Raw genomic sequence first — 26999 nt, 5'->3', positions numbered from 1 at the left:
CAGCTGACACAACCGTCACGGAGAACTGCAATGGAACAGCAACGCTATCTGAGGATCCAGCAAGATCCCAACTTCCAGGAGCTGGTCAGCAAACGCCAGCGCTTCGCCTGGACCCTCTCCATCCTGATGCTGGGGCTCTACCTGGCGTTCATCCTGCTCATCGCCTTCGCCCCGGGCTGGCTTGGCACCCCGCTCAGCGACGGCTCCAGCATCACCCGCGGCATCCCGGTTGGCGTGGGCCTCATCGTCGCCTCCTTCGTGCTGACCGGCGTCTATGTATTCCGGGCCAACGGCGAGTTTGACGAGCTGAACCAGAAGATCCTCAAGGGAGTGCAATCATGAAAGGCAAGTCTCTGCTGCTCGGCAGCCTGTTGTCCACTCCCCTGCTGGCGGCCGATGCGCTGACCGGCGAGGTGCAACGCCAGCCCCTCAACATCTCGGCCATCGTGATGTTCGTGGCCTTCGTGGCCGCCACCCTCTTCATCACCTACTGGGCCTCCAAGCGCAACCGCTCGGCCTCCGACTACTATGCCGCCGGCGGGCGCATCACCGGCTTCCAGAACGGTCTGGCCATCGCCGGCGACTACATGTCCGCCGCCTCCTTCCTCGGCATCTCCGCCCTGGTCTACACCTCGGGCTATGACGGCCTCATCTACTCCATCGGCTTCCTGGTAGGCTGGCCCATCATACTGTTCCTGATCGCGGAGCGGCTGCGCAACCTCGGCAAGTACACCTTCGCCGACGTGGCCTCCTACCGCCTCAAGCAGACCTCGGTGCGCAGCCTCTCCGCCAGCGGCTCCTTGGTGGTGGTCGCCCTCTACCTCATTGCCCAGATGGTGGGTGCCGGCAAGCTGATCGAGCTGCTGTTCGGCCTGCAATACCATGTGGCCGTGGTGCTGGTCGGTATCCTGATGGTGCTCTACGTGCTGTTCGGCGGCATGCTGGCCACCACCTGGGTGCAGATCATCAAGGCGGTCATGCTGCTCTCCGGCGCCTCCTTCATGGCCATCATGGTGATGAAGTCCGTCAACTTCGATATCGGCGCCCTGTTCAGCGAAGCGGTCAAGGTCCATGCCAATGGCGCCGCCATCATGAGTCCGGGTGGCCTGGTCGCCGACCCCATCTCCGCCATCTCCCTTGGACTGGCCCTGATGTTCGGCACCGCCGGTCTGCCCCATATCCTGATGCGCTTCTTCACCGTGAGCGACGCCAAGGAAGCCCGTAAATCGGTGTTCTATGCCACCGGCTTCATCGGCTACTTCTACATCCTGACCTTCATCATCGGCTTCGGTGCCATCCTGCTGGTCAGCACCAACCCGGACTTCAAGGACGCCACCGGTGCCCTGCTGGGGGGCACCAACATGGCGGCCGTCCATCTGGCCGACGCCGTGGGTGGCAGCCTGTTCCTCGGCTTCATCTCTGCCGTGGCCTTCGCCACCATACTCGCCGTGGTCGCCGGGCTGACCCTGGCGGGCGCCTCTGCGGTCTCCCACGACCTCTATGCCTGCGTCATCAAGGAAGGCAAGGCCAACGAAGCCGACGAGCTGCGCGTCTCCAAGATGACCACGCTAGTGCTGGGAGTGGTGGCCATCGGTCTGGGCATACTGTTCGAGAAGCAGAACATCGCCTTCATGGTGGGCCTGGCCTTCTCCATCGCGGCGAGCTGCAACTTCCCGGTGCTCTTCCTCTCCATGTTCTGGTCCCGCCTCACCACCCGCGGCGCCGTCTATGGTGGCTGGCTGGGCCTCATCAGCGCCGTGACCCTGATGATCCTGGGCCCGACCGTGTGGGTGAAGGTACTGGGCCATGCCCAGGCGATCTTCCCCTACGAGTACCCGGCGCTCTTCTCCATGGCGCTGGCCTTCATCGGGATCTGGTTCTTCTCGGTCACCGACAAGTCCCAGAACGCCTCCGACGAGCATGCGAAGTTCTTCCCGCAATTCGTCCGCTCCCAGACCGGGCTCGGTGCCTCCGGCGCCTCCGCCCACTAAACTTGTCTGACTCCCCCAAGCCGGCCCAGGCCGGCTTTTCTTATTCCGGGCCTCCCCCTCGCCTCTCCTTTCCCTCACCTCAGATGAGCGACGCCTTTTTCGCCACCGGGTCCCCGTTGCAATGGGCCCCGATCACAGTTCTTGCTAAAACTTTCGGGGGATCTGTGCCATAATGCGCGCCATTTGACAGACAACCCGGGACATCTCCTTTGTTAAGCAGCAACAACATCACCATGCAGTTCGGCGCCAAGCCGCTGTTTGAGAACATCAGCGTCAAGTTTGGCGGCGGCAACCGCTACGGCCTCATCGGCGCAAACGGCTGTGGCAAGTCCACCTTCATGAAGATCCTCGGCGGCGATCTGGAGCCCACTGGCGGTAATGTGAGCCTGGACGTCAACGAGCGCATCGGTAAGTTGCGCCAGGATCAGTTCGCCTACGAAGAGATGCGCGTGCTGGACGTGGTCATGATGGGTCATAGCGAGCTGTGGGCCGCCATCGCCGAGCGCGATGCCATCTATGCCAACCTCGACGCCACCGACGACGACTACATGAAGGCCGCCGAGCTGGAAGGCCTGGTCGCCGAGTATGACGGCTATACCGCCGAATCCCGCGCCGGCGAGCTGCTGCTGGGTGCCGGCATCCCCATCGAGCTGCACAACGGCCCCATGAGCGAAGTGGCCCCGGGCTGGAAACTGCGGGTGCTGCTGGCACAGGCGCTGTTCTCCAACCCCGACATCCTGCTGCTGGACGAACCGACCAACAACCTGGACATCAACACCATTCGCTGGCTGGAGCAGGTGCTCAACGATCGTGAAAGCACCATGATCATCATCTCTCACGACCGTCACTTCCTGAACTCAGTCTGCACCCACATGGCGGATCTGGACTACGGCGAGCTGCGCGTCTACCCGGGCAACTACGACGAATACATGACGGCAGCCACCCAGGCCCGCGAGCGTCTGATCGCCGACAACGCCAAGAAGAAGGCCCAGATTGCCGATCTGCAATCCTTCGTCTCCCGTTTCAGTGCCAACGCCTCCAAGTCGAGCCAGGCCACCTCCCGCCTCAAGCAGATCGACAAGATCAAGATCGAGGAAGTGAAGGTCTCCAGCCGTCAGAACCCCTTCATCCGCTTCGAGCAGGAGAAGAAGCTCTACCGCAACATCCTGGAGATCGAAGGGCTGTCCAAGGGGTATGGTGAGGAGCCGCTGTTCAAGGGCCTGAGCATGATGCTGGAAGTGGGCGAGAAGGTCGCCATTCTGGGTACCAACGGCATCGGTAAATCCACCCTGATCAAGACCCTCATGGGCGAGCTGGCGCCGGACAGCGGCACCATCAAGTGGTCCGAGAATGCCCAGATCGGCTACTACGCCCAGGATCATGCCGACGATTTCGACACCGATCTCAACGTGTTCGACTGGATGTCCCAGTGGAAACAGCCCAACGAAGACGAGCAGGCGGTACGCTCGGTGCTGGGTCGTCTGCTCTTCTCCCAGGACGACATCAAGAAGCCGGTCAAGGTGCTCTCCGGTGGCGAGCAGGGTCGCATGCTGTTCGGCAAGCTGATGATGCAGCGTCCCAACATCCTGATCATGGATGAGCCGACCAACCACCTGGACATGGAATCTATCGAATCCTTGAACCTGGCGCTGGAGATGTATCAGGGCACCCTGATCTTCGTCTCTCACGACCGCGAGTTCGTCTCCTCCCTGGCGACCCGCATCATGGAACTGACCGAGAACGGCATCCACGACTTCGGCGGCACCTATGAGGATTACCTGCGCAGTCAGGGCGTGGTGTAACTCCCGGGTCTTACATCGTGAAACCGGCGCCAGTGGCGCCGGTTTTTTTTATGCCTCCGTGCACCCCAGCAAGCGTCCCCCACGGCAAGGGAAGGATTGGGGAGCAAGAGTGCTGTGCAAGAGCCGCACTCTTATGCAGCCGTCCGGCTTATCCCAGGATAGACAGCACAAGCCGGTGGCTGGCCCCTTCCCTCTTCAGCCCGCCCGCGCTTGCCGAGCAGACACGTGTTCGGGACATAAAAAAACGGCTCCATCAAGGAGCCGTTTTCAATTGAGGGCGTGAGTCGATTACTCGACGGTCGCCTCCACATCGGTGAAGTACTCAATCTTGGCCGCTTTGCGCAGCTCGTCGATCAGCGACTTGTAGTCGGCCTGGGCCTTGCCCTGACCGAGCTGGCCTTGCAGCAGGCTCACCATCTGGGAGGGCTCCTTGGTCACATTGACCTTGTCCAGGGCCACCACCACGCGATCGCCATTGGCTTCGGCCACCAGCTCGACGCTCGGCTTGCCATCCTTCGGATGGGGCATGCGGAACGCCTGGGCCAGCAGGTTCTGATCCATCTCCTGGGCGAAGCGGGAAACCCCCTTGTGGCTCTCCACCTTCAGCCCGAGGGCGGTCAGATCGGCCTGGATGTCCTCGCCGGCGTGCAGCTTGTCCAGCAGGCCCTGAGCCTTGCCACGGGCCACTTCGCTGGCCTTCTCATGCTTGATGGCCGCAATCACCTGATCCTTGATCTCCGCCAGCGGCTTGGCTGCCTTGGGCTGGTGACCCATGATGTGCAGCACCAGCGCCTTGCCATCGGAGAGCTCGATCACGTCGGAGTTGGTGTTCTCGTCGCGCAGTTGCTCGGAGAAGGCAGCCGCAAGCACCTTGGGATCATTGAGGGGCGCCTGGGCATCGGCCTGGCTGAAGTAATCAGACGAGATCACCTTCAGACCCATGGCTTCGGCAGTCAGATCCAGGGAGTCCGGGTTCTCGAAGCTGCTGTCGGCCATCTTCTGCTGCTCGGCGAAGAACAGCTCCTTGGCCTTGTCCGCTTGCAGACGGGTGATGGTTTCGCTCATCACATCCACGAACGGCTTGGTCTTGCCAGGCTCGACGGCCAGCAGCTTGATGATGTGGAAACCAAACGGGCTCTTCACCACGGTGGAAAGATCCCCTGTCTTTGCCAGTGCAAAGGCAGCCTGCTCGAAGGCAGGATCCATCACCCCTTTCTCGAACCAGTCCAGTTCGCCGCCCTTCTTGGCGGAGAAGGTATCGCTGGAGTTGGCTTTGGCCAGGGTAGCGAAGTCTTCACCGCCCTTGGCCTTGGCCAGCAGCTCGTCGGCCTTCTGCTGGGCCGCCTTCTCATCCTTGCCAAAGGGGATCAGGATGTGTGCCACGCGGCGACGCTCGGCACGCTGGAACAGGTCCTGATGCTGATCGTAGTAATCCTGGGCATCCTGCTCGGTCACCTTGATGTTCTTGCCGAGGTTGGCCGCATCCAGCAGCAGGTAGTCGACCTTGACCTTCTCGTCGTTCATGAAGCGGCCGCTGTTGGTCTTGTAGAACTGATCCACCTCGGCGTCGCTCACCTCGACCTCACCCAGGTAGGCGGAGGCAGCCAGGCGCACCAGGCGCAGGTCCCGGGTCTGGTTGTAGAGCTTGTCGAGCTGCTCGGCCTCGCCCTTGAGGGCGAACTCGGAGCCCAGCACGGCGCCCATCAGTTGCTGGCGCACCATGTCCTGGCGCAGGGAGTCGCGGAACATCTCAGGGGTCATGCCGGCACGACGGATCAGCTGCAGGTAGCGATCGTTGTTGAACTTGCCCTCTTCGGCAAACTCCGGCATGGCGACGATGGCCTGCTTGATCTGCTCGTCACTGACCCGCAGGCCGAGCTGACGGGCCTTGTCATCGATCAGCGCCTGATCGATCAGCCGGTCCAGCACGCCGCGGCGGAACTGTTTCATGTAGTCGGGGTTGGCGGCCAGCTGGTTGAAGGCCTCACCCATTTGGGATTCCATGCGGGCCCGCTCGTTGCGATAGGCATTCTCCAGTGCGGGGGCACTGATGTCATTGCCGTTGACGGTAGCGGGGGCGGTACGTGCCGGGCCATTGAGGTAGCTGCCTACACCGGCCAAGGCAAAGGAGAGGATGATCAGGCCCAAGATAACCTTGGCTACCTTGCCCTGCGCCCCTTCGCGTAGTTTATCCAACATCATGTTTGTACTTATGCTCCCGAACTCGATGGGCATGAATAATGAAAAGGCGCACCGATTGCGATGCGCCTTGGTCAATCAGTATGAGGGAGAGCCCTCTCACTTGTCTGGTCAGCGACCAAGGTCGGAGCCGATGAAAATCAGCGCCCGGCTTAGTTGACCGCGTCTTTCAGGGCCTTGCCGGCTTTGAAGGCAGGAACTTTACCGGCAGCGATTTCGATGGTCGCACCAGTTTGCGGGTTACGGCCAGAACGAGCGGCACGCTCGCGAACGGCGAAAGTACCGAAGCCAACCAGAGCAACCTGGTCACCCTCTTTCAGGGCTTCACCAACGGCGTCAATGAAAGCATCCAGCGCACGACCAGCGGCGGCTTTGGAGATATCAGCACCGTCTGCAATCTTGTCAATCAGTTGAGATTTATTCACTCTTATATTCCCCTTTTATCGAACATCGCTGCGGCACTGATTTCCCTGGCCACAACAAGTGGAGGTTTTATAACAAGCCTCCTGATCAGTTGCAAGTGACAATCTGGCGCAAACCCGCGCCACATCACGCATTGCGACTCATCATGAGTACCCGATCGGTGGTCAAGGCTACTTCCGTTATCCGGCGCATGCAAGCCTTAACCACCCCCCGAATGCGCCAAATTTGCGGCGCATCAACATTTACACGACAGAAACGCGTTCGAAACCCTGCGGATTGTCCTGCAACGCCAGTGCAAGCACCTCGTCAATCCAGCGAACCGGATAAATTTCAAGGTCTTGTTTGACATTGTCCGGGATCTCCTCGAGATCTCGTTCGTTCTCTTTCGGGATGAGCACCCGCTTGATACCGCCACGGTGAGCCGCCAGCAGTTTCTCCTTGAGACCCCCGATGGGCAGCACTTCGCCCCGCAGGGTGATCTCGCCGGTCATGGCCACATCGGCACGCACCGGGTTGCCGGTGAGGCTGGAGACCAGGGCGGTACACATGGCGATACCGGCGCTCGGGCCGTCCTTCGGGGTCGCCCCTTCCGGCACGTGCACGTGGATGTCGCGCTTCTCGTAGAAGTCGGCATTGATGCGCAGCTTCTCGGCACGGGCCCGCACCACCGTCATGGCGGCCTGGATGGACTCCTGCATCACGTCACCGAGGGAACCGGTATAAGTGAGCTTGCCCTTGCCCGGCATGTTGGTGGTCTCGATGGTGAGCAGATCGCCCCCCACTTCGGTCCACGCCAGCCCGCACACCTGACCGATCTGGTTCTGGCTGGTGGCCTTGCCGTAGTCGAAACGCTGTACCCCGAGGAACTCCTTGAGGTTCTCCTGATTAACCTGAACATGCTTGATGCTCTTGTCCAGCAGGATGCGTTTGACCGCCTTGCGACAGATCTTGGAGATCTCGCGCTCCAGGCTACGCACCCCCGCCTCGCGGGTGTAGTAGCGGATGACGCCGATCAGGGCAGAGTCTTCGATGGTGATCTCGGACTCCTTCAGACCGTTGCGCTGGATCTGCTTGGCCAGCAGATGCTGCTTGGCGATGTTGAGCTTCTCGTCCTCGGTGTAACCGGACAGACGGATCACTTCCATCCGGTCCAGCAGCGGACCCGGGATGTTCATGGAGTTGGAAGTGGCCACGAACATCACGTCCGACAGGTCATAATCCACTTCCAGATAGTGATCGTTGAAGCTGCTGTTCTGTTCGGGGTCCAGCACTTCCAGCAGGGCGGACGCGGGGTCGCCGCGCATGTCCGAGCTCATCTTGTCGATTTCGTCGAGCAGGAACAGCGGGTTCTTCACGCCGACTTTTGCCATCTTCTGGATGAGCTTGCCGGGCATGGAGCCGATATAGGTACGGCGGTGACCGCGGATCTCCGCCTCGTCACGCACGCCACCGAGCGCCATGCGCACGTACTTGCGACCGGTCGCCTTGGCGATGGACTGACCGAGCGAGGTCTTGCCCACACCGGGAGGCCCGACCAGACAGAGGATGGGGCCCTTGAGCTTGTTCACCCGCGCCTGCACCGCCAGGTACTCGAGGATGCGATCCTTGACCTTGTCCAGGCCATAGTGATCCGAATCCAGCACCTCTTGGGCCTTGGCGAGATCCTTCTTGACCTTGGAGCGGGCCTTCCACGGCACCTGCACCATCCAGTCCACATAGCTGCGCACCACTGTGGCTTCCGCGGACATGGGGGACATCATCTTCAGCTTGGCAAGCTCGGCCAGGGCCTTCTCACGGGCATCGTCCGGCATCCCCGCCTCGTCAATCTTGCGATTGAGGGCTTCGAATTCGTCCGGGCTGTCTTCCAGCTCACCCAGCTCTTTCTGGATGGCCTTCATCTGCTCGTTGAGATAGTACTCCCGCTGGCTCTTCTCCATCTGCTTCTTGACCCGGGAGCGGATGCGCTTCTCGACCTGCAACAGATCGATCTCCGACTCCATCATGGCCATCAGAAACTCGATGCGCTCGGACACAGAGGCGATTTCCAGCACCTTCTGCTTGTCTTCGAGCTTGAGCGGCATGTGGGCAGCCATGGTGTCAGCCAGGCGCGCCGCATCATCGATCGCCGAGATCGAGGTCAGCACCTCGGGCGGGATCTTCTTGTTGAGCTTGATGTAGCCTTCAAACTGGCCGATGGCGGAGCGCACCAGCACATCCTGATCCTTCTCCTCGATGGGGGCAGACGCTATGTACTGCGCCTCACCGACGAAGAAGTCCTTGTCATCGATCATCCGCTCAAGACGGGCACGCTGGCCCCCTTCCACCAGCACCTTGACGGTGCCGTCAGGCAGCTTGAGCATCTGCAAAATGTTGGCCACTGTCCCGACGGAGAAGATCTCCTCCACCGTCGGCTCGTCAGTTGACGCATCCTTCTGGGCCACCAGCAGGACTTTCTTGTCCTGCTCCATGGCCGCTTCCAGACAGCGAATGGATTTTTCCCGCCCCACAAAGAGTGGAATGACCATGTGGGGGTAAACCACCACGTCACGAAGAGGCAGGACGGGAATCTCGATGCGTTCTGAACGCTCTAGGTTCATATATGTCCTCTCGGCTTGTTATACCGTTGGCAAAGCGCTTGGCTGAGTATATGGGGGCGCAAAGATGAGATTCAATCGCCTTGGCCGTAAAAAGCATGAAAGGGGCAAAATGCCCCTTTATGTGATTAAAAATCAGTCAGTTACTCTGACGCTGCGGCCTGTGTCTCGGGATTGTCGTAGATCATCAGGGGGGCGGAGTCCCCCTTGATCACCGTCTCGTCGATCACCACCTTGCTGACCCCTTCCAGGGAGGGCAGGTCATACATGGTGTCGAGCAACACGGCTTCGACGATGGATCTCAGACCACGGGCACCGGTCTTGCGCTCCATAGCCTTGCGCGCGATGGCGTTCAGGGCGTCGTCACGGAACTCCAGCTCCACCTCTTCCAGGGCGAACAACGCGGCGTACTGCTTGGTCAGCGCGTTCTTCGGCTCTTTCAGGATCTGGATGAGGGCCGCTTCGTCCAGCTCGGTGAGGGTCGCCACCACCGGCAGACGACCGATGAACTCGGGGATGAGACCGTACTTGATCAGATCTTCCGGCTCCACCTTGGCAAAGTTCTCGCTTAAGGTCGCCTTGGCATTCTTGGATTTGACGTCGGCACCAAAGCCGATGCCGGTCCCCTTGACGGAACGCTGTTCGATCACCTTGTCCAGGCCGGCGAAGGCGCCACCGCAGATGAAGAGGATCTTGGAGGTATCAACCTGCAGGAACTCCTGCTGCGGATGCTTGCGGCCCCCTTGCGGCGGCACGGAGGCGATGGTGCCTTCGATCAGCTTCAGCAGTGCCTGCTGCACCCCTTCCCCGGAGACATCGCGGGTGATGGAGGGGTTGTCCGACTTGCGGGAGATCTTGTCGATCTCGTCGATGTAGACGATGCCGCGCTGGGCCTTCTCCACGTCGTAGTCGCACTTTTGCAGCAACTTCTGGATGATGTTCTCCACGTCCTCGCCCACATAACCGGCTTCGGTCAATGTGGTGGCATCGGCCATGGTGAAGGGCACATCCAGCAGACGGGCGAGCGTCTCGGCCAGCAGGGTCTTGCCGCTGCCGGTTGGGCCAATCAGCAGGATGTTGGACTTGCCAAGCTCCACACCACCGGACTCGCTGCCGCTGCGCAGACGCTTGTAGTGGTTGTAGACGGCAACTGCCAGCACCTTCTTGGCGTACTCCTGCCCGATCACGTAGTCGTCCAGATGAGCGCGGATTTCATGAGGGGTCGGCAGCTCGCTACCATCGCGCTTGGGAGAGATCTCGCGGATCTCCTCGCGGATGATGTCGTTGCACAGCTCGACACACTCATCACATACGTAGACGGAAGGGCCAGCGATCAGCTTACGCACTTCATGCTGGCTTTTGCCGCAGAAAGAGCAATAAAGCAGCTTGTCGCCCTCACCCTTGCGTTTCTCTGTCATTCAGCGACCTCGTTTTATCAATAGAGGATGGATCGTCCTGTTGAGTTTACAACAGGACGGGATACCCTGCTCAGCCGCGCTGGCTCAGGATGCCGTCAACCAGACCATAGGCCACGGCCTGCTCGGCCGACATGAAGTTGTCACGGTCGGTGTCGCGTTCGATGGTGGCCATGTCCTGTCCGGTATGGAAAGCCAGACGATCGTTCAGGGTATTCTTGATTTTCAGGATCTCCTGGGCATGGATCTGGATGTCAGATGCCTGGCCCTGGAAGCCGCCCAGCGGCTGGTGGATCATCACCCGAGCGTTAGGCAGGCAGAAACGCTTGCCCTTGGCACCGCCGGCCAGCAGGAAGGCGCCCATGGAGCAGGCCTGCCCCATGCAGACGGTGCTGACGTCCGGCTTGATGAACTGCATGGTGTCATAGATGGACATCCCCGCAGTGACGGCACCACCCGGCGAGTTGATGTAGATGCTGATGTCCTGATCCGGGTTTTCGGACTCCAGGAACAGCAGCTGAGCCACCACCAGATTCGCCATGTGATCCTCAACCTGACCGGTCAGGAAGATCACCCGCTCCTTGAGCAGACGGGAATAGATGTCATAGGAACGCTCCCCTTTCGCCGTCTGCTCGACCACCATAGGGATGAGCGCATTGCGTGGGGATTCAGTCACATCGTTATAGTTCTTGTACATAAGGCATTGTCCCTAAAATAAAATGGCCCGAGTGGAGATCACACGGGCCATTATACTTAACAGTTTTGACCTTAAGTCAAATGTTCTTAGGCAGCGGCACCGGACTTGTTGATCACTTCGTCGAAGGCAACTTCTTTCTCGGTCACTTGCGCCTTGGACAGGATCAGGTCGATGGCTTGATCTTCGATGGCCAGGTTACGAACGCCGTTCAGCATCTGCTCGTTCTTCTGGTAGTACTCGATCACTTCCTTCGGATCTTCGTAGGCAGTGGCCATGGACTCGATGATGCTGGTCACACGGGCGTCGTCAGCCTTGATCTCGTTGGTGCGGATGACGTCACCCAGCAGCAGACCGACGCGTACGCGACGCTCGGCTTGCGCCTGGAACAGCTCGGCCGGCAGCTCGGGAGCGTTGCCGCCCTGGAAGCCACCGAAACGCTGCAGGGCTTGCTGACGCAGGGCATCGATTTCCTGGGCAACGGCAGCCTTCGGCAGATCGATCTGGTTGGCTTCAACCAGGCCGTTCAGCACCTGCTCTTTCACGCTGTTCTTCAGGGCTTGGGCCAGTTCGCGCTCCATGTTCTTGCGCACTTCGGCTTTCAGCTCTTCGACGCTGCCGCTCTCGATGCCAAAACGCTTGACGAACTCTTCGGTCAGCTCAGGCAGAACCTGCTCTTCAACCTTGCTCAGCTTGGAGGCGAACTTGGCCGCTTTGCCCTTCAGGGCTTCGGCGTGGTAGTCAGCCGGGAAAGTCACCTCGATGGTGAACTCGTCGCCCACTTTCTTACCCAGGATGGCGTCTTCGAAGCCAGGGATCATGCGCCCAGCGCCCAGTTCCAGAGTGAAACCTTCAGCCTTGCCACCGTCGAACTCTTCACCGTCGATGGAACCGACAAAGTCCAGGGTGACACGCATGCCATTGGCAGCAGCGGTATCGACATCAGACCAGGTGGCGTGCTGCTTGCGCAGGGTGTCGATCATGTTGGCCAGGTCGGCATCCTTGACGGAGGCAACCGGCTTCTCGACCTTGATGCTCTCGAGACCGGCAACTTCAAACTCCGGGTACACTTCGAAAGTGGCGGTGAATTCGAAATCCTGGCCTTCCTTGATCTCTTTCGGATCCATGGTCGGCGCACCGGCCGGGCTCAGTTTGCTCTCGATGATGGCCTTGATGAAGTTGTTCTGCATCATTTCATCGGCAACGCGGGCATGGGCCATGGCGCCGAACATCTTCTTGATGATGGCAACCGGAGCCTTGCCAGGACGGAAACCGTCGATGCGACGAGTCTTGGCCAGGCCATTCAATTCTTTACGCACGGCAGCGTCAACGGTAGCAGCCGGTACAGTGATGGTAAGACGGCGTTCCAGACCTTGGGTTGTCTCTACAGAAACTTGCATTCTTTTACCTCGTTCAACTCAGCACTGTGTGCTGACCCTTTATTACCCCTGGGCAAAGCCCGGAGTCTTCCTGTTTATAAAGACAACGACTGTCTTTGTGATGAGAAAATATGACGCGACATTATAGCGGCGCACATTGGTCGCGTCGAGCCGCACATCCCCCATCAGGGGCACAGACAGCACAATTTGCGCAAGACTGCCTCCTATATGGGGAAGCCTTGCGCCGAGTTCAAGCATCAGGTTCGCAATAATTTGCGCTTGCTCACCCTTTTGCACGTCACGCTATGCTTTTTTCATCTCCCGGCGTCATCGGGAGAGCCGCGGTCAGGGGGTCTGCGACCCAAATTGTCCGCCTTCTCGCATCAGCCATTGCGTCCCTCGGCGCCGCTCGCTATGGTGACTGCCAATTTATGAGTCTGGAGAGACCCACATGTCCTTTTTCCGCTTCTTGTTCAATCTGCTCTGGTTTGTACTGGGGGGCGTCTTTATGGGGCTGGCCTGGTGGCTGGCCGGGCTGCTCTGCTTCGTCTCCCTGATCGGGATCCCCTGGGGACGGGCCTGTTTCGTCATCGGCACCTTTACCTTCTTCCCGTTTGGCAAGCAGGCGGTCAACCGCAAGACAATGACGGGCCAGAGCGACATCGGCACAGGGGCCCTCGGGATGATTGGCAACATCCTCTGGTTCCTGGTGATCGGGATCTGGCTGGCCATCGGCCACATCGCCTCGGCCCTGGCCTGCTTCGTGACCATCATCGGCATCCCGTTCGGCATCCAACACCTCAAGCTGGCGCTGATTGCCCTGGCCCCCATAGGCCAGATGATAGTCACCAACCACGAGGCCGAATCCGGTCGCTATATTCGCTAAGCAAGAATGCATCACCAGGCTATGCCTGGGATGTCAAAAAAGGGCAGACTAGGGTCTGCCCTTTTTCATTGCCCCAGTTCGAGGTCCTCCATGCTGCCCAGCCACTTCTTCGCCAACCTCGCCCGCATGCGGCTCATCTACCGCTGGCCCCTGATGCGCAACATACAGCCGGAAAACATCGCCGAGCACAGCCTGCAGGTGGCCATGGTGGCCCACGCCCTCGGCGTCATCAGCAACCGGCTGTTTGATGGCAAGGTGGATGCCAACCACGCCGCCGTGATGGCCCTCTATCACGACAGCAGCGAGGTGCTGACCGGCGATCTGCCGACCCCGGTCAAGTACTTCAACCCCGAGATAGCCCGCGAGTACAAGAAGATTGAACTCGCCGCCGAACAGCGCCTGCTGGGCATGCTGCCCCCCGAGCTGATGGAAGACTTTCGCCCCCTGCTCGACTCCGCTGCCCAGGACGACGCCCTCGCCCGGCTGGTGAAGGATGCCGACACCCTCTGTGCCTATACCAAGTGTCTGGAGGAGATAAATGCAGGCAACCGGGAGTTCGAGCCCGCGCGCAAGCGCCTCGAGCAGATGCTGGAGGCCAGGATGAACCCGGCCATGCGCTACTTTATCGATGTGTTCGTCGCGAGCTTCTCCCTGCCCCTCGATGAGCTCAACGCCCACTAAGCCAGTCGGAACGACCAGAAGAGAGAAGGGCCCGCCGGTGCAGATCGGCGGGCCCTTCTTTTTCAGCATATTGCCAGGCTTGGCAGAGCTGGCTCGCGGATCAGTGACCCAGCTCCCGGGAGGGCACCAGACCGCTGGCCCGCCAGGCGGGATAGAGGGTGGCCAGCAGACTCATCAGGATGGCGGCGCTGGTCACAATCACCAGATCCTGCATGTGCAGCTCGGTCGGCAGGAAGTCGATGAAGTAGATGTCCGGGTTCAAGAAGCGATGGCCGATGAGCTGTTCGATACCGCTCAGGATCTGGGTGAGCTTGCTCGAAAGCAGGCCCCCCAGCAGGGCACCGAGCAAGGCCCCGAGCACCCCGTTCACCATCCCCTGGATGACGAAGGTGAGCCGGATCTGGCCTGGGCTCGCCCCCATGGTCTTCAAGATGGCGATCTCGCTGCGCTTCTCGTTGACCGCCATCACCAGGGTGGAGACGATGTTGAAGCAGGCCACCGCCACCACCATCAGCATCACCACGTACATGACGGTGCGCACCATCTGGATGTCCTGATAGAGATAGCCCTGACGGCTCATCCAGCTGCTGATGTAGACGTAGTGCGGGAATTTGCGGGCGGCCGCCACCGTGATGGACTGCGCCTTGAGCACGTCGTTCACCTTGAGGCTGAAGCCTTCCACCGCGCTGCCCATGCCGGTGATGGACTGGGCATCGGCCAAGTGCATGAAGCCGAGTACGCCGTCGAGCTGGCCGCCTATCTCCAGCAGCCCCACCACGGTCAGGGTCTCCCGCCGGGGATTCTTGATCCCCGTCTCGTCTCCCCCTTGGGGCAGCAGCAGGGTCACGGGATCACCTATCTTGACCCCCAGCTTGTCGGCGATGGTCTTGCCGAGGATCACCCCGTGCTCGCCCGCCTGCAGCTCACGAAAGCCAAGCCCTGTCATGTAGTTGCCTGCGTCCGACAGGTTCGCCTCGAGCTCGGGCAGCACGGCGCGCACCTGCACCCCCTTGATGGCGGAGCCGTGCTCCAGCAGGCCATCGAGGCGGATGACAGGGGCCGCGGCCTCGATCCCAGGCTGGGCCAGCAGGTAGTCCCGAAGCCTCGGCCAGTCCGGCAGGGGCGCCTCCATGCCGATGAGCTCACCGTGGGGCACCACCGAGAGCACCCGGTTCTTGAGCTCCCGCTCGAAGCCGTTCATGGCGGAGAGGCCAAGAATGAGGGCCATCACCCCGAGTGCTATGCCGATCAGGGAGGAGGCGGAAATAAAGGCGATGAAGCCGTTGCGACGGCGGGAGCGGCTGTAACGCAGGCCCAGAAAGAGGGGCAGCGGCTTGAACATCAGGCGACCTCCGCCATGATGCCGCTCACCAGGGTCACCCGGCGGTGCAGCTTGGCGGCGAGGCTCAAGTCATGGGTGACCACCACGAAGGCCGTGCCCAGCTCCCGGTTGAGCTCGCAGAGCAGTTCGTACACCGCAGTGGCGCTGGCGTGATCCAGGTTGCCGGTGGGCTCGTCCGCCAGCACCAGGCTCGGCTCGTTGACCAGGGCACGGGCGATGGCCACCCGCTGGCGCTCGCCACCGGACAGCTCGGACGGCCGGTGATGGAGACGGTGGGAGAGCCCCACCCGCCCCAGCATCCGGGTCGCCTTGTCGGTGGCGCTCGCCACCGACTCGCCGGCGATCAGCAGCGGCATGGCGGTGTTTTCCAGCGCGGTGAACTCGGCCAGCAGGTGGTGGAACTGATAGACGAAGCCCAGCTCCTGATTGCGAAAACGGGCCTGGGTCTTGCTGTCCCAGTGGTGGATATCCTGCCCCTTGAACAGCACGGCACCGCTCGAGGGGTTGTCCAGCGCCCCCATCAGGTGCAGCAAGGTGGTCTTGCCCGAGCCCGAGCTCCCCACCACCGCCAGCATCTCGCCGGGGGCGACGCAGAGATCTATCCCCTTGAGCACCTGGGTCTCCAGATTGCCCTCTTTATAGACATGGTTGAGGGCCTGACAGCGCAGCAGAGGCTCGCAGGACTGGGGTTCATTCATAACAGGGGCTCCACTTATACCGGTGACCACATTGGCACCAGTCACAACGCCGGCACTCGCACCGGAGGTAACAACAGAAGATGATGGATTCACAGCGCTATTCATAACGTAATGCCTCTGCCGGTTTGACCCGGGCCGCACGGGCCGCCGGATAGAGGGTGGCACTGAAGCTCAGCAGCACCGCCCCCAGCAAGATGGTCATGACCTGGGCGGGTTCGACGATGACCGGCAGACCACTGCCCCCCGCCGCCATATAGAGGTTGAGCCCCATCGCATCGAGCAGGGGGTTGAGTCCGAACGACAGGGCCAGCCCCGCCAGACCGCCGAACAGGGCGCCGATGACGCCGCTCGACGCCCCCAGCACCATGAAAATCTTGACGATCCCCGACTCGCTCATGCCCATGGTACGCAGTATGGCCACCTCCCCTTCCTTGTCGGTGACCACCATCACCAGGGCGGAGAGGATGTTGAAGGTAGCGACCGCGATGATCAGCACCAGCATCAGCCCCATCATGCGTTTCTCCATGGCCACCGCCTGGAAGAGTTCGCCACGCTCCCGGCGCCAATCCTGCCACTCCAGCCCGTCCGGCAGCGCGGTTTTCACCACCTGGTCGGCGGCGAAGGGATCGTCAAGCCAGAGGCGGATGCCGCCCACCGTCTCCTCGGGCAGGCGCAGCAGGCGCTGGGCGTCCCCCAGGGCAATCAGCGCCACCTGGCTGTCCACGTCGGCGCCAACCCCGAAGATGCCGGAGACGGTGAAGATCCGCTGGGCCGGTACCCGGCCAAAGGGGGTGAAGCGGGTCCCTTCGGTCAGGATGAGACGCACCTCGTCGCCAATGGAGACCTTGAGGCGGTTGGCCACCCCCTGCCCCAGCACTATGTGGTATTGGCCGCGCTGCAGGCTGTCCAGCCGCCCCCCCAGCATCTGGGCATGGAGGATGTCATCCTTGGGCCAGCGGGCCGGATCTATCCCCTGCACGCTCACCCCGGTGAGCTGGCCCGGGCTTTGCAACATGCCTTCGCTGTCGAGCATGGGGGCCGTGGCCACCACGTGGGGCAACTTGTCGAGATCGGGCAGGCCGGGCGGATGGGCATCGATGCGCCCCGCCGGATTGGTCACCACCACGTGGGGGATCACCCCGAGAATGCGCCCCTTGAGCTGTCCCTCGAACCCGTTCATCACCGAAATGACCACCATCAGGGCAGCAACCCCGATGGCGATGCCAAAGGTGGAAAACAGGGAGATAAAGGAGACGAAGCGGTTACTGCGTCGCGAGCCTGCATAACGCAGCCCTATGGCCAGCGAGAGTGGCTGAAAAAGTCCGGTCTTCAAGGATATCTACGTTGCCAACAAAATAAGATGCCGGATAATAGGGTCTGTTGACGCCTCAACGCAAGCCGCGTTGCCGCAGCAGATGACGCCGGGGCTGGCTCAATGGCCCATTCCCCTGAGCCCGAGAGGCCGCCCATGGCACCATGTTTCGCCCGATGCGAGGCCCCCGCCGTCATGTTGCGCCGCCAGACGGGAGAGCCCCGGGGACGGCCGGAGATGGCGTCTCGCGCCAGGCCGGGGACGCCGCCGCGGGGCAAGGTCAACAGCGCCTTTAAAAATCGTCTATGACAACAAGGGATAGCCTCCATGCAGGAACAGTTCTTCAGCGTCACCCATGCCACGCCGGTCAATGTGATCCCCATGCCGGCCGACTTTCACCTGCCGACGCTGGAGGCCCTTGATGCCGAGCTGCCCGAGCCCTTTCGCATCGCCTCCGCCATCACCTCCATCGATCTGGTGAGCAGCCGGTTGCTGCGCAACCAGAACGAGTCCATGCACGATCTGGTGGAGATCATCAACCAGCAGTCCCGCAAGATCGACATGATCATGGGCTTCGTGCTGGCGGCGCAGGACCACCCCGAACATCGCTTCCACACCCTGCGCTTTGGCGCCGGTCAGCTCACCTACCTGCACCCGCACCAGGGGCACGGCGAGCCGCCGCAGCTGCACCAGCTAGTGCGGCTCAAGATCTTCCTGCGGGAAGAGGCCTCCGCCGTCTACTGCTATGGGGAGGTCAAGCAGCGGGAGCCCGGCGAGCACGGCACCCATGTGGTGCTCGACTATGTGCGGATCCGCGAGGATGACAGGGAGCTGCTGGTGCGTGCCAGCCTGCATGTGCAATCGAAACAGCTCAAGCTGCGTGCCCAAGAGCGTCAGCGCTAATCACAGCCAACGTCAACGTTAAAAGAATCGAACGATGCCAATGAAACTCCCCGCCTTGCCCGCCAAAGCGGGCCAGAAATTGACTCTGGGCCAGCTGGTCGGCAGCAGCCTGGCGCTGGTCGCCGCCCGCCTCACCCGGGAGGCCAACCGCCCCGTCCTGCTGGTGACTGCCGATACCCCGAGCGCCCTGCGCCTCGAACAGGAGCTTGGCTTCCTGCTGGCCGATCAGGGTTGCCCCGTGCTGATGTTCCCGGACTGGGAGACCCTGCCCTACGACACCTTCTCCCCCCATCAGGACATCATCTCCCAACGGCTCGAGACCCTCTATACGCTGCCGCAGATGAGCAGCGGCGTGCTGATCGTGCCCATATCCACCCTGATGCTGCGCACGGCGCCCCAGGCCTATCTCGACAAATACAGCCTGATGGTGACCAGCGGCCAGCGCCTCAACCTGCAACAGTTGCGGGGACGGCTGGCCGAGGCGGGCTATGTGGCGGTGGAGCAGGTGCTGGAGCACGGCGAGTTCGCCGCCCGCGGCTCCCTGCTGGATCTCTTCCCCATGGGCAGCAGCCGCCCCTATCGTATCGACTTCTTCGACGACGAGGTGGACTCCATCCGCCCCTTCGATCCCGAGAGCCAGCGCTCCAGCGAGCCGGTCAAGTCGGTGAGCCTGTTGCCCGCCCGGGAATTTCCCACCGACGAGGCCGCCATCGAGCTGTTTCGCGGACAGTTTCGCGAGCAGTTCGAGCTGTCGCGGGCGGAGGGCTCCGTCTATCAGGAGGTGAGCAAGGGGCGCTGGCCCGCCGGCATCGAATACTATCTGCCGCTCTTCTTCAGCCAGACCGCCAGCCTGTTTGACTACCTGCCGGACAACACCCTGCTGCTCACCGTGGGGGAGATCTACCCGGCGGCCCAGCGCTTCTGGAACGACATAGGCCAGCGCTATGAAGACAGGCGCTGGGACAATACCCGCCCCCTGCTGCCCCCCCAGCAAATTTACCTGCCGGTGGAGCAGCTGTTTGCGGCGCTGGGCCAGTATGGCGCCGTGCGCCTGCAGGAGGCCGCCACCGACGGCGGTGCGGGCCAGCACGACTTACCCATCGCCCCCCTGCCCGACCTGCAGCTCGATCACAGCAAGGAGCAACCCCTGCAGGCCCTCAGCCAGTTCCTGCAAGGCTTTGCCGGCCGCACCCTGTTTGCGGTGGAGTCCGAGGGGCGGCGCGAGGGGCTCGGCGATCTGCTGGCGCGGATCGCGCTGCAACCCAGGGAGTTCGCCTCCCTCGAGGAGTTCGTCGAGAGCAAGGCGCGTCATGGCCTGCTGGTCAGCCCGCTGGAGCGGGGCTTCCTGCTCGAACCCGCCGGGGCAGAGGCCCTGGCCCTCATCACAGAGACCGAGCTGCTCGGCGGCAAGATCCGCAGCAAGCGGCAGCGGGAGAAGAGCAAGAACCTGAGCTCGGATGCGGTGATCAGAAACCTCGGCGAGCTGACCCAGGGCCAGCCCGTGGTGCATCTGGATCACGGGGTCGGCCGCTATCTCGGGCTCGAGACCCTGGATGCCGGCGGCCTGCCCACCGAGTTCCTGACCCTGGAATACGCCGGTGGCGACAAGCTGTTCGTGCCGGTCACCAACCTCCACCTCATCAGCCGTTACACGGGGTCGGATAACCCCCCCAGCCACAAGCTCGGCGGCGAGGCCTGGGTCAAGGCACGGCGCAAGGCGGCGGAGAAGGTGCGCGACGTGGCGGCCGAGCTGCTGGACGTCTATGCCCATCGCGCGGCGCGGGCCGGCTTTGCCTTCAAGCACGACAAGGAGAGTTACCGCCAGTTTGCCGCCAGCTTCCCGTTCGAGGAGACGGACGATCAGCTCAATGCCATCAATGCGGTGCTGGGGGACATGTGCCAGGCCAAGAGCATGGATCGCCTGGTGTGCGGCGACGTGGGCTTTGGCAAGACGGAGGTGGCGATGCGCGCCGCCTTCGTGGCGGTGCACGGCGGCAAGCAGGTGGCCGTGCTGGTGCCCACCACCCTGCTGGCCCAGCAGCACTACGACAACTTCCGCGATCGCTTCGCCAACTGGCCGGTGCGGGTGGAGGTGCTGAGCCGCTTCCGCTCCGCCAAGGAGCAGACCAGCGTCTTGAAGGAGCTGGCCGATGGCAAGGTGGACATCATCATTGGCACCCACAAGCTGCTCGGCTCCGAGCTCACCTTCAAGGATCTGGGGCTGCTCATCGTCGATGAGGAGCATCGCTTCGGGGTGCGCCAGAAGGAGAAGATCAAGGCGCTGCGCGCCGACGTGGACATCCTCACCCTCACGGCAACCCCTATCCCGCGCACCCTCAACATGGCGATGTCCGGCATGCGGGATCTCTCCATCATCGCCACCCCGCCCGCCAAGCGGCTCGCCATCAAGACCTTCGTGCGCCAGCACGAGCCGGCGGTGGTGCGCGAGGCGGTGCTGCGGGAATTGAAGCGCGGCGGTCAGGTCTACTACCTGCACAACGACGTGGAGAGCATAGAGAAGTGCGCAAGCGATCTTGCCGAGCTGGTGCCGGAGGCGCGCCTTGGCATCGCCCACGGCCAGATGCGCGAGCGTGACCTCGAGCGCATCATGTCGGACTTCTACCACCAGCGCTTCAACCTGCTGGTGTGCACCACCATCATAGAGACCGGCATCGACGTGCCGAGCGCCAACACCATCATCATGGACAGGGCGGATCATCTGGGGCTTGCCCAGCTGCACCAGTTGCGGGGCCGGGTCGGCCGCTCTCACCACCAGGCCTATGCCTACCTGCTCACCCCCCATCCCAAGCTGATGACCAAGGATGCGGCCAAGCGGCTGGAAGCCATCGCCTCGCTGGAAGATCTCGGGGCCGGCTTTGCGCTCGCCACCCACGATCTGGAGATCCGGGGCGCGGGCGAGCTGCTCGGCGACGATCAGAGCGGCCAGATCGAATCGGTGGGCTTCACCCTCTACATGGAGATGCTGGAGCAGGCGGTGGAGGCCCTCAAGCATGGCAAGGAGCCGTCGCTTGAGCAGCTCATGAGCCAGCACACCGAGGTGGAGCTGCGCCTGCCGGCACTGTTGCCGGACGACTACATCCCGGACGTCAACATGCGTCTGTCCATGTACAAGCGCATCGCCAGTGCGGCGGACGAGCAGGAGCTGCGCGAGCTGAAGGTGGAGCTCATCGATCGCTTCGGCCTGCTGCCGGAGCCGACCAAGACCCTGATGGAGATCGCGGCCTTCCGCCAGCGGGCCACGGCGCTGGGCATTCGCCGGGTGGAGATGAGCGATCGCGGCGGCTACCTGGACTTCACCCAGGAGACCAGGGTCAACCCGACCTATCTGGTAAAACTGCTCTCCGAGCAGCCACGTATCTATAAAATGGATGGACCCACCCGATTGCGCTTCCAGGTACCGAACCAGGAGAGAGCCATGCGGCTGAAACTGGTGGATGCCCTGCTGACGGATCTCGCCAGCCACAGCCTCTAATGGCCAGGAGCGCCAAACAAAACGGGAGCCATATCGGCTCCCGTTTTTTTATGTGACTCTTGCCGCGACCAGGGCGACAAACCGGGCATCACCCCTGACGGGCCGGATCCTCGTGGGCGGAGAATTCCCGCATGAAGGCCTCGGCCCGCTCCACCATCCTGGTGGAGCCGACGAAGTAGGGGGTACGCTGGTGCAGCGCCGTGGGCTGGATGTCCATGATGCGGCCAAAGCCGTCGGACGCCTTGCCACCGGCCTGCTCCACCAGGAAGGCCATGGGGTTGCACTCGTAGAGCAGGCGCAGCTTGCCGTTCGGGGAGTTGGTGCCGGACGGATAGATGTAGATGCCGCCCTTGAGCAGGTTGCGGTGGAAATCCGACACCAGGGAGCCGATGTAGCGGGAGGTGTAGGGCCTGTGGGTCGCCTCGTCACGCTCCTGGCAATATTTCAGGTACTTCTTCACCCCGTCCGGGAACTTGATGTAGTTGCCCTCGTTGATGGAGTAGATCTTGCCCTCCTCCGGGATGCGGATGTTCTCGTGGGAGAGGCAGAAGCAGCCGATGGAAGGGTCGTAGGTGAAGCCGTTGACCCCAAACCCGGTGGTGTAGACCAGCATGGTGGAGGAGCCATAGACCACGTAACCGGCGGCCACCTGGCGGTTGCCCGGCTGCAGGAAGTCCTCCAGGGTCACCCCGGCCCCCGGCTTGCTGACCCGGCGGTAGATGGAGAAGATGGTGCCGACCGAGACGTTGACGTCTATGTTGGAGGAGCCGTCCAGGGGGTCAATCAGCACCACGTACTTGGAGTGGCGGGAGAGCTCGGAATCGAAGGAGACGAAGTCCTCCTCCTCCTCGGACGCCATGCCGCACACCTCGCCACGGGCCTCGAGGGCCGCCTTGAAGCGCTCGTTGGCGTAGACGTCCAGCTTCTGCTGCACTTCCCCCTGCACGTTTTCGGCCCCCATGGAGCCGATGATGTCCGCCAGCCCCGCCTTGTTGATCTCCCGGTTCACCACCTTGGCAGCCAGACGAATGGAGCTGAGCAAGGAGGTCAGCTCGCCGGTCGCGGTAGGGTAGTCCGCCTGCTTTTTGACGATGAACTCGCCCATGGTGATCATGTTTCGCATTCTTGTTCCTTTAAGATCGTTTCCGTTGGCCGTTGAAAACGTTTGCAAGTGTCGGCAAAAAAAGTGCCGATCCTCGGCAGCGTTGTTTTGTAACCTAATGTAACGCCTGTTTTTTGTTTTTGCAGCGAATTAAGCCGCCGTATAAATCGCCAGAATACCGCGCCACCACGGGCTTTCACCGTGAAAAAAGGGTGCCATCCGGCATCTTTCATCATGTTAATTCGTGACAAGAATGCTATTTCACCCCGCCCCTGCCCGTCTGGTGCTCTCCCCCGGCACCCGCCGCTCCCCCTCTTGAGATCTCTTCCTCGATCCAGCACACTGGCTCGGCTTTGGAAGCAAAAAAACATAAGGATATTCAATGAAAAGGACTCTCATTGCCGGCGCGGTTGCCGCCCTGATCTCCCTCCCCGCCCTGGCGGCCCAGGTGCCCGAAGGCACCAAGCTGCTGCCCGGTGCCCAGCAAACCTTCGTGCGCAACATAGGCACAGAGCCCGCCTCCATCGACCCCCAGATGGTGGAAGAGAACGCGGGCAGCGACGTCGTCAACGATCTGTTCGAGGGGCTCTACACCCTGGATGGCGACGGCAAGCTGCAGGCGGCGGGGGCGCTCGGGTACGAGCTCGATGACTCCGGCACCGTCTACACCTTCAAGCTCAGACCCGATGCCAAGTGGTCCAACGGCGAGCCGGTGACGGCGGCGGACTATGTCTATGGCTGGCAGCGGGCGGCGGATCCCAGGAACGCCTCCAACTACGCCTGGTTCATCGAGCTGACCGGCGTCGCCAACGCCAGCGACGTGGTGCAGGGCAAGAAGAGCCCGGATGCCCTCGGTATCAAGGCCCTTGATGATCACACCCTGCAGATCACCCTCAAGGCCCCGGTCCCCTTCTTCCTGAAGACCCTCTCCCACTACACCACCTTCCCGGCCCCCAGGGCCACCATAGAGAAGTTCGGTCACGAGTGGGTCAAGCCGGGCAACATCGTCTCCAACGGTGCCTTCGCCCTCAAGGAGTGGACCCCCAACGAGCGGCTCATCGCCGAGCGCAATCCCCATTACTGGGACAACGAGCACACAGTGCTGAACAAGGTGATCTACCTGGAGATCGTCTCCGATACTGCGGCCTACAACCGCTATCGAGCGAGCGAGCTGCACTACACCACCTATCCCCTGGAGCAGTATCAGCAGATCAAGCGCCAGAGCCCGGAGGAGCTGGTGAGCGCCCCCATGCTCGCCACCTACTACTACGTGTTCAACACCCAGCGCAAACCCTTCGACGACGTCAGGGTGCGCAAGGCGCTCTCCCTTGCCATCGACAGGGACACCATCACGGAGAAGATCCTGGGACAGGGGCAGCTCTCGGCCTTCAGCCTGACCCCGCCGAGCGTGGATGGCTTCGAGCTAAAACGCCCCGCCAGCGAGCTGATGAGCAAGGAAGAACGCATCAAGCAGGCCAGGACGCTGCTCGCCGAGGCGGGCTACGGGCCGCAGAATCCGCTGGACGTGGACATCCTCTACAACACCAACGAGGGGCACAAGAAGATAGCGCTGGCCATCTCCTCCATGTGGAAGCACAACCTGGGGGTCAAGGCGGAGCTCAACAACATGGAGTGGAAGACCATGGTCTCCGCCCTGAACGAGGGGGATTTCGGGGTGAGTCGCTACTCCTGGAACGGGGATTACAACGATGCCTCCACCTTCCTCGACATCATGACCTCCAGCAGCAGCGCCAACAGCGGCAAGTGGTTCAACAAGACCTATGATGCCCTGCTGGCCAAGGCCCATGACGCCAAGGATCCGGCCGAGCGCAACCGCCTCTATCAGGAGGCCGAGGCACTGATCGACGAGGAGGCCCCCATAGCCCCCGTCTACTTCTATGTGAAGTCACGGCTGCTCAAGCCCAACGTCAAGGGCTATCCCTACCAGAACCCGCAAGATCTGGTCTATGCCAAAGACCTCTATCTGACGGCACAGTGACGCAGGCACCAGACCAAAAAGACCGCCTCCTGGGCGGTCTTTTTTTATCCTACTTCTCCTGACAGCCCGCCATCGCGAGCCGGGCCCGCCGCCGTACCCTCACAGGCTTGACCAGCAGCTGCGCCAGCAGCACTCCCAGCAGTGTCATGCCGCCGCCGATCAGGTGATAGCTGGTGAGCCGCTCCCCCAGCCAGCTGATGGCAAGGGCAGCCGTCATCACCGGCAGCAGGTTCATGAAGATGGCGGTGCGGCTGGCCCCGAGCAGGGCGATGCCCTGCATCCAGAGCCAGGGCGAGAGGGCCGAGGTCGGGATCCCCGCATAGAGGATGAGCCAGAGCGCGCTGCCATCCGGCCAGTGCCCGTCCACCAGCAGATAGAAGGGGGTGAGGAACAAGAGGCTGCAGAGCACCTGGCCGTAGAGCATGGACCAGTTGTCGAGCCCCAGATCCCAGCGCTTGAGCAGCACGCTGTAGAGCGCATAGGTGGCCGCCGAGAGCAGCATGTAGACGGAGCCGATGTGAATACCCTGGGTGAACAAGCGGGTCGGATCCCCCTGCCCCAGCAGGATGGCGAGCCCCAGGATGGAGATGACGCCGCCGACGAGGGCGCCCCAGGTGGGGCGCTCGCGCAGCAGCCAGATGCTGAGCAGCACCGTCATCAGCGGAGTCAGCCCCATCATCAGCCCGATCTCGGTGGCCCCCAGGGTCTGGGCCGCGTAGTAGCCAAAGGTCTGGTTCAGCACCATGCCGAGCAGAGCCAGCATGGCCAGCTTCGAGAAACCGGCCCGCAGCTTGTCCCGCATGCGCCAGGCCCGCCGCGCGAGGAAGGGGGTCAGCACTAGGGCCGCCACCATCCAGCGCGACCAGGCCAGGGCGGCCGGCGAGAGCACCCCCACCGCCAGCTTGCTGACGATGCCGTTGCCGGCCCAGATGGCCATGCAGGAGAAGGGGAACAGGAAGGCAAGGGGCATCGCTATGTCCAGAGAAAGGGGGTGGATATTTCGCGGGAGTATAGAGAGGCAAACAGGATAAGCAAGCATGCTGATGCGGGGCGCGACAACCTTATCCGGAAATCGATTTGAATGGGTTCAAACTGCTTCACTCAGCCCCAGATACAATCATGCCCGCACTGGGCGGGCATGAGGGGGAGATGACACCATAGATGCGACTCAAGCGGCATCCATGTGCAGCCTCGATATCAGCTCGTTGACTTCGAGCACCGTCTGGCGGTGGGGAATATCGGCTTGCAGTGGCATCATCAGCAGGCCCGACTGGAAATCGAAGCGCCCCCTGCCGTGGATGTAGATCCGCCCCTTGAAGAAGGTTTTGACATGCTTTGCCACCATCAGTGGCAGGTACTTCTTGAACACTCTCATCGTTTGCAACCTCTTGCAGTTGTATCCGTATGACAGCAGCTTATGCGAGATAATTCCGTAAATTTTGTATAAAAAACCGGAAAAATCGACTCTCTCTTCCCCAAAAAACCAATCTGTAACTTTTTATTAACTTTTACCGTATTGTATGCGGTCCTTCCAGCCAGAGCAAGGCCCCCTTGCCATCTCGCCACTCGATGCAGGCCAGACCCGAGGTGGCAAACATGGGCGCACCCGCCGCCGGACAGAGGCTCTGCACCAGATACCCGACCAGGGGCAGGTGGCTGACCATCAGGATGTTGTCGTGGGTCGCCGCCAGCGCGGTGAGATAACTCGCCACGAAGGCCGGATCCCCGTAGGGGGTGATCTCGCCGCTCTCCTCGACCTTCAGGGCCTCGGGCAGCTCGGCAGAGATGGCCTGCCAGGTCTGTCTGGCACGCAGGTAGTTGCTGTGGATCACCAGGCTCAGGGAGCCGGCCAGCTGAGGGGCCAACCAGCTCGCCATGTGGATGGACTCTTCGATGCCTTGCTCGGTCAGTGGACGCTGTTCATCAGTCTTTGCGTTCATGCCAGCCTGGCCATGACGCATGATGTAGATTTTCATTACAACCTCGCCCAGGGGGCCTGTTTAAATAGCGGGGGGATCTTACCCCGCCATCTCGGGGGAAACAATTGCGCTACCTCTCAGAAAAGGGTTTGCCTCGTGAGATAGCG

General features: G+C 61.6%; 22 protein-coding genes. 8 read left to right on the top strand and 14 right to left on the bottom strand.

Translation table 11 applies throughout. The features are described from left to right. Nucleotides 1-30 precede the first annotated feature (30 nt). The 3 genes from AC3WR3_RS02870 (at nt 31) to AC3WR3_RS02860 (ending at nt 3793) form a co-directional block, all read left to right on the top strand. Nucleotides 31-342: a DUF485 domain-containing protein gene (locus tag AC3WR3_RS02870; protein WP_139439389.1), complete on the top strand. Its 312-nt coding sequence runs from the start codon at nt 31-33 to the stop codon at nt 340-342. Beyond that, a complete protein-coding gene (locus tag AC3WR3_RS02865; protein WP_492291096.1) occupies nt 339-1991 on the top strand; it encodes a cation acetate symporter in 1653 nt (550 codons plus the stop codon). The genes AC3WR3_RS02870 and AC3WR3_RS02865 overlap by 4 nt, the downstream gene beginning before the upstream one ends. Before the next feature lie 209 nt (nt 1992-2200). Next, nucleotides 2201-3793 (top strand): ABC-F family ATPase, encoded by a 1593-nt coding sequence (locus tag AC3WR3_RS02860; RefSeq protein ID WP_492291095.1) that lies wholly within the window; start codon nt 2201-2203, stop codon nt 3791-3793. A 288-nt stretch (nt 3794-4081) separates the two neighbouring features. Here the strand turns inward: AC3WR3_RS02860 and ppiD are convergent, their stop codons facing one another. The 6 genes from ppiD to tig form a co-directional block, all read right to left on the bottom strand. Further along, nucleotides 4082-5995 carry a peptidylprolyl isomerase gene (ppiD, locus tag AC3WR3_RS02855; RefSeq protein ID WP_404838355.1) on the bottom strand — a complete coding sequence of 638 codons (1914 nt, stop codon included), beginning with the start codon at nt 5993-5995 and terminating at the stop codon, nt 4082-4084. A 149-nt stretch (nt 5996-6144) separates the two neighbouring features. Continuing rightward, a complete protein-coding gene (gene hupB, locus AC3WR3_RS02850) occupies nt 6145-6417 on the bottom strand; it encodes a nucleoid-associated protein HU-beta (protein ID WP_005315375.1) in 273 nt (90 codons plus the stop codon). A 240-nt stretch (nt 6418-6657) separates the two neighbouring features. Further along, nucleotides 6658-9012 carry an endopeptidase La gene (gene lon, locus AC3WR3_RS02845; RefSeq protein WP_202045408.1) on the bottom strand — a complete coding sequence of 785 codons (2355 nt, stop codon included), beginning with the start codon at nt 9010-9012 and terminating at the stop codon, nt 6658-6660. 140 nt (nt 9013-9152) lie between these two features. Further along, the gene (gene clpX / locus AC3WR3_RS02840; protein ID WP_005324108.1) at nt 9153-10427 is read right to left on the bottom strand and encodes an ATP-dependent protease ATP-binding subunit ClpX; all 1275 of its coding nucleotides are present in this window, start codon (nt 10425-10427) and stop codon (nt 9153-9155) included. 70 nt (nt 10428-10497) lie between these two features. Next, entirely contained in the window at nt 10498-11121 is a 624-nt protein-coding gene (gene clpP / locus AC3WR3_RS02835; RefSeq protein ID WP_005324106.1) for an ATP-dependent Clp endopeptidase proteolytic subunit ClpP, read from the bottom strand. A gap of 86 nt (nt 11122-11207) precedes the next feature. Further along, nucleotides 11208-12518, bottom strand: coding sequence for a trigger factor (gene tig / locus AC3WR3_RS02830; protein ID WP_492291094.1), 1311 nt, complete (start codon nt 12516-12518; stop codon nt 11208-11210). 430 nt (nt 12519-12948) lie between these two features. On the opposite strand from tig, the gene AC3WR3_RS02825 reads away from it, so the two are divergent. Both AC3WR3_RS02825 and yfbR read left to right on the top strand, forming a co-directional pair. Then, nucleotides 12949-13383 carry a YccF domain-containing protein gene (locus tag AC3WR3_RS02825; RefSeq protein ID WP_025326815.1) on the top strand — a complete coding sequence of 145 codons (435 nt, stop codon included), beginning with the start codon at nt 12949-12951 and terminating at the stop codon, nt 13381-13383. Nucleotides 13384-13473: 90 nt separating this feature from the next. Then, complete coding sequence (gene yfbR / locus AC3WR3_RS02820) at nt 13474-14064, top strand: 5'-deoxynucleotidase (protein WP_139439396.1); 591 nt, start codon at nt 13474-13476, stop codon at nt 14062-14064. A 100-nt stretch (nt 14065-14164) separates the two neighbouring features. Here yfbR and lolE read toward each other — a convergent pair whose 3' ends face one another. The 3 genes from lolE to AC3WR3_RS02805 form a co-directional block, all read right to left on the bottom strand. Further along, nucleotides 14165-15406, bottom strand: coding sequence for a lipoprotein-releasing ABC transporter permease subunit LolE (gene lolE, locus AC3WR3_RS02815; RefSeq protein WP_492291093.1), 1242 nt, complete (start codon nt 15404-15406; stop codon nt 14165-14167). Then, a complete protein-coding gene (lolD, locus tag AC3WR3_RS02810) occupies nt 15406-16104 on the bottom strand; it encodes a lipoprotein-releasing ABC transporter ATP-binding protein LolD (protein ID WP_374394789.1) in 699 nt (232 codons plus the stop codon). Before lolD ends, lolE begins: the two co-directional genes overlap by 1 nt. 97 nt (nt 16105-16201) lie before the next feature. After that, entirely contained in the window at nt 16202-17437 is a 1236-nt protein-coding gene (locus AC3WR3_RS02805) for a lipoprotein-releasing ABC transporter permease subunit (RefSeq protein WP_492291092.1), read from the bottom strand. Between the two features lie 306 nt (nt 17438-17743). On the opposite strand from AC3WR3_RS02805, the gene AC3WR3_RS02800 reads away from it, so the two are divergent. Beyond that, complete coding sequence (locus tag AC3WR3_RS02800) at nt 17744-18319, top strand: PilZ domain-containing protein (RefSeq protein ID WP_025326811.1); 576 nt, start codon at nt 17744-17746, stop codon at nt 18317-18319. A 40-nt stretch (nt 18320-18359) separates the two neighbouring features. Further along, nucleotides 18360-21812, top strand: coding sequence for a transcription-repair coupling factor (gene mfd, locus AC3WR3_RS02795; protein ID WP_492291164.1), 3453 nt, complete (start codon nt 18360-18362; stop codon nt 21810-21812). Between the two features lie 88 nt (nt 21813-21900). Here the strand turns inward: mfd and fbp are convergent, their stop codons facing one another. Continuing rightward, a complete protein-coding gene (gene fbp / locus AC3WR3_RS02790; protein WP_139439401.1) occupies nt 21901-22935 on the bottom strand; it encodes a class 1 fructose-bisphosphatase in 1035 nt (344 codons plus the stop codon). After that, complete coding sequence (locus AC3WR3_RS02785) at nt 22923-23150, bottom strand: hypothetical protein (RefSeq protein ID WP_139439402.1); 228 nt, start codon at nt 23148-23150, stop codon at nt 22923-22925. Before AC3WR3_RS02785 ends, fbp begins: the two co-directional genes overlap by 13 nt. 146 nt (nt 23151-23296) lie before the next feature. Between AC3WR3_RS02785 and AC3WR3_RS02780 the strand changes: the two genes are divergently transcribed. Then, nucleotides 23297-24913: a peptide ABC transporter substrate-binding protein gene (locus AC3WR3_RS02780; protein ID WP_492291091.1), complete on the top strand. Its 1617-nt coding sequence runs from the start codon at nt 23297-23299 to the stop codon at nt 24911-24913. Nucleotides 24914-24962: 49 nt separating this feature from the next. Here AC3WR3_RS02780 and AC3WR3_RS02775 read toward each other — a convergent pair whose 3' ends face one another. From AC3WR3_RS02775 to sixA, 3 genes are all read right to left on the bottom strand, one after another. Beyond that, the gene (locus AC3WR3_RS02775) at nt 24963-25883 is read right to left on the bottom strand and encodes a DMT family transporter (RefSeq protein WP_139437830.1); all 921 of its coding nucleotides are present in this window, start codon (nt 25881-25883) and stop codon (nt 24963-24965) included. 198 nt (nt 25884-26081) lie between these two features. Then, nucleotides 26082-26288, bottom strand: coding sequence for a DUF1107 domain-containing protein (locus AC3WR3_RS02770; RefSeq protein ID WP_005324080.1), 207 nt, complete (start codon nt 26286-26288; stop codon nt 26082-26084). A 133-nt stretch (nt 26289-26421) separates the two neighbouring features. Beyond that, nucleotides 26422-26889 (bottom strand): phosphohistidine phosphatase SixA, encoded by a 468-nt coding sequence (sixA, locus tag AC3WR3_RS02765; protein ID WP_492291090.1) that lies wholly within the window; start codon nt 26887-26889, stop codon nt 26422-26424. Nucleotides 26890-26999 lie beyond the last annotated feature (110 nt).

Source organism: Aeromonas sp. EU05-FHT14A05 (assembly GCF_058791175.1).
Note: the sequence above shows the minus strand (reverse complement) of the source record. Positions and strands in the feature narration are given on the sequence as shown.

Bases quoted from the DNA above. Each gene is read 5' to 3' on its own strand.
- AC3WR3_RS02870 (WP_139439389.1), top strand. From the start codon at position 31: ATGGAACAGCAACGCTATCTGAGGATCCAGCAAGATCCCAACTTCCAG.
- AC3WR3_RS02865 (WP_492291096.1), top strand. From the start codon at position 339: ATGAAAGGCAAGTCTCTGCTGCTCGGCAGCCTGTTGTCCACTCCCCTG.
- ppiD (WP_404838355.1), bottom strand. From the start codon at position 5,995: ATGATGTTGGATAAACTACGCGAAGGGGCGCAGGGCAAGGTAGCCAAG.
- lon (WP_202045408.1), bottom strand. From the start codon at position 9,012: ATGAACCTAGAGCGTTCAGAACGCATCGAGATTCCCGTCCTGCCTCTT.
- clpX (WP_005324108.1), bottom strand. From the start codon at position 10,427: ATGACAGAGAAACGCAAGGGTGAGGGCGACAAGCTGCTTTATTGCTCT.
- clpP (WP_005324106.1), bottom strand. From the start codon at position 11,121: ATGTACAAGAACTATAACGATGTGACTGAATCCCCACGCAATGCGCTC.
- tig (WP_492291094.1), bottom strand. From the start codon at position 12,518: ATGCAAGTTTCTGTAGAGACAACCCAAGGTCTGGAACGCCGTCTTACC.
- AC3WR3_RS02825 (WP_025326815.1), top strand. From the start codon at position 12,949: ATGTCCTTTTTCCGCTTCTTGTTCAATCTGCTCTGGTTTGTACTGGGG.
- yfbR (WP_139439396.1), top strand. From the start codon at position 13,474: ATGCTGCCCAGCCACTTCTTCGCCAACCTCGCCCGCATGCGGCTCATC.
- lolE (WP_492291093.1), bottom strand. From the start codon at position 15,406: ATGTTCAAGCCGCTGCCCCTCTTTCTGGGCCTGCGTTACAGCCGCTCC.
- lolD (WP_374394789.1), bottom strand. From the start codon at position 16,104: ATGAATGAACCCCAGTCCTGCGAGCCTCTGCTGCGCTGTCAGGCCCTC.
- AC3WR3_RS02800 (WP_025326811.1), top strand. From the start codon at position 17,744: ATGCAGGAACAGTTCTTCAGCGTCACCCATGCCACGCCGGTCAATGTG.
- mfd (WP_492291164.1), top strand. From the start codon at position 18,360: ATGAAACTCCCCGCCTTGCCCGCCAAAGCGGGCCAGAAATTGACTCTG.
- fbp (WP_139439401.1), bottom strand. From the start codon at position 22,935: ATGCGAAACATGATCACCATGGGCGAGTTCATCGTCAAAAAGCAGGCG.
- AC3WR3_RS02785 (WP_139439402.1), bottom strand. From the start codon at position 23,150: ATGATGAAAGATGCCGGATGGCACCCTTTTTTCACGGTGAAAGCCCGT.
- AC3WR3_RS02780 (WP_492291091.1), top strand. From the start codon at position 23,297: ATGAAAAGGACTCTCATTGCCGGCGCGGTTGCCGCCCTGATCTCCCTC.
- AC3WR3_RS02775 (WP_139437830.1), bottom strand. From the start codon at position 25,883: ATGCCCCTTGCCTTCCTGTTCCCCTTCTCCTGCATGGCCATCTGGGCC.
- AC3WR3_RS02770 (WP_005324080.1), bottom strand. From the start codon at position 26,288: ATGAGAGTGTTCAAGAAGTACCTGCCACTGATGGTGGCAAAGCATGTC.
- sixA (WP_492291090.1), bottom strand. From the start codon at position 26,889: ATGAAAATCTACATCATGCGTCATGGCCAGGCTGGCATGAACGCAAAG.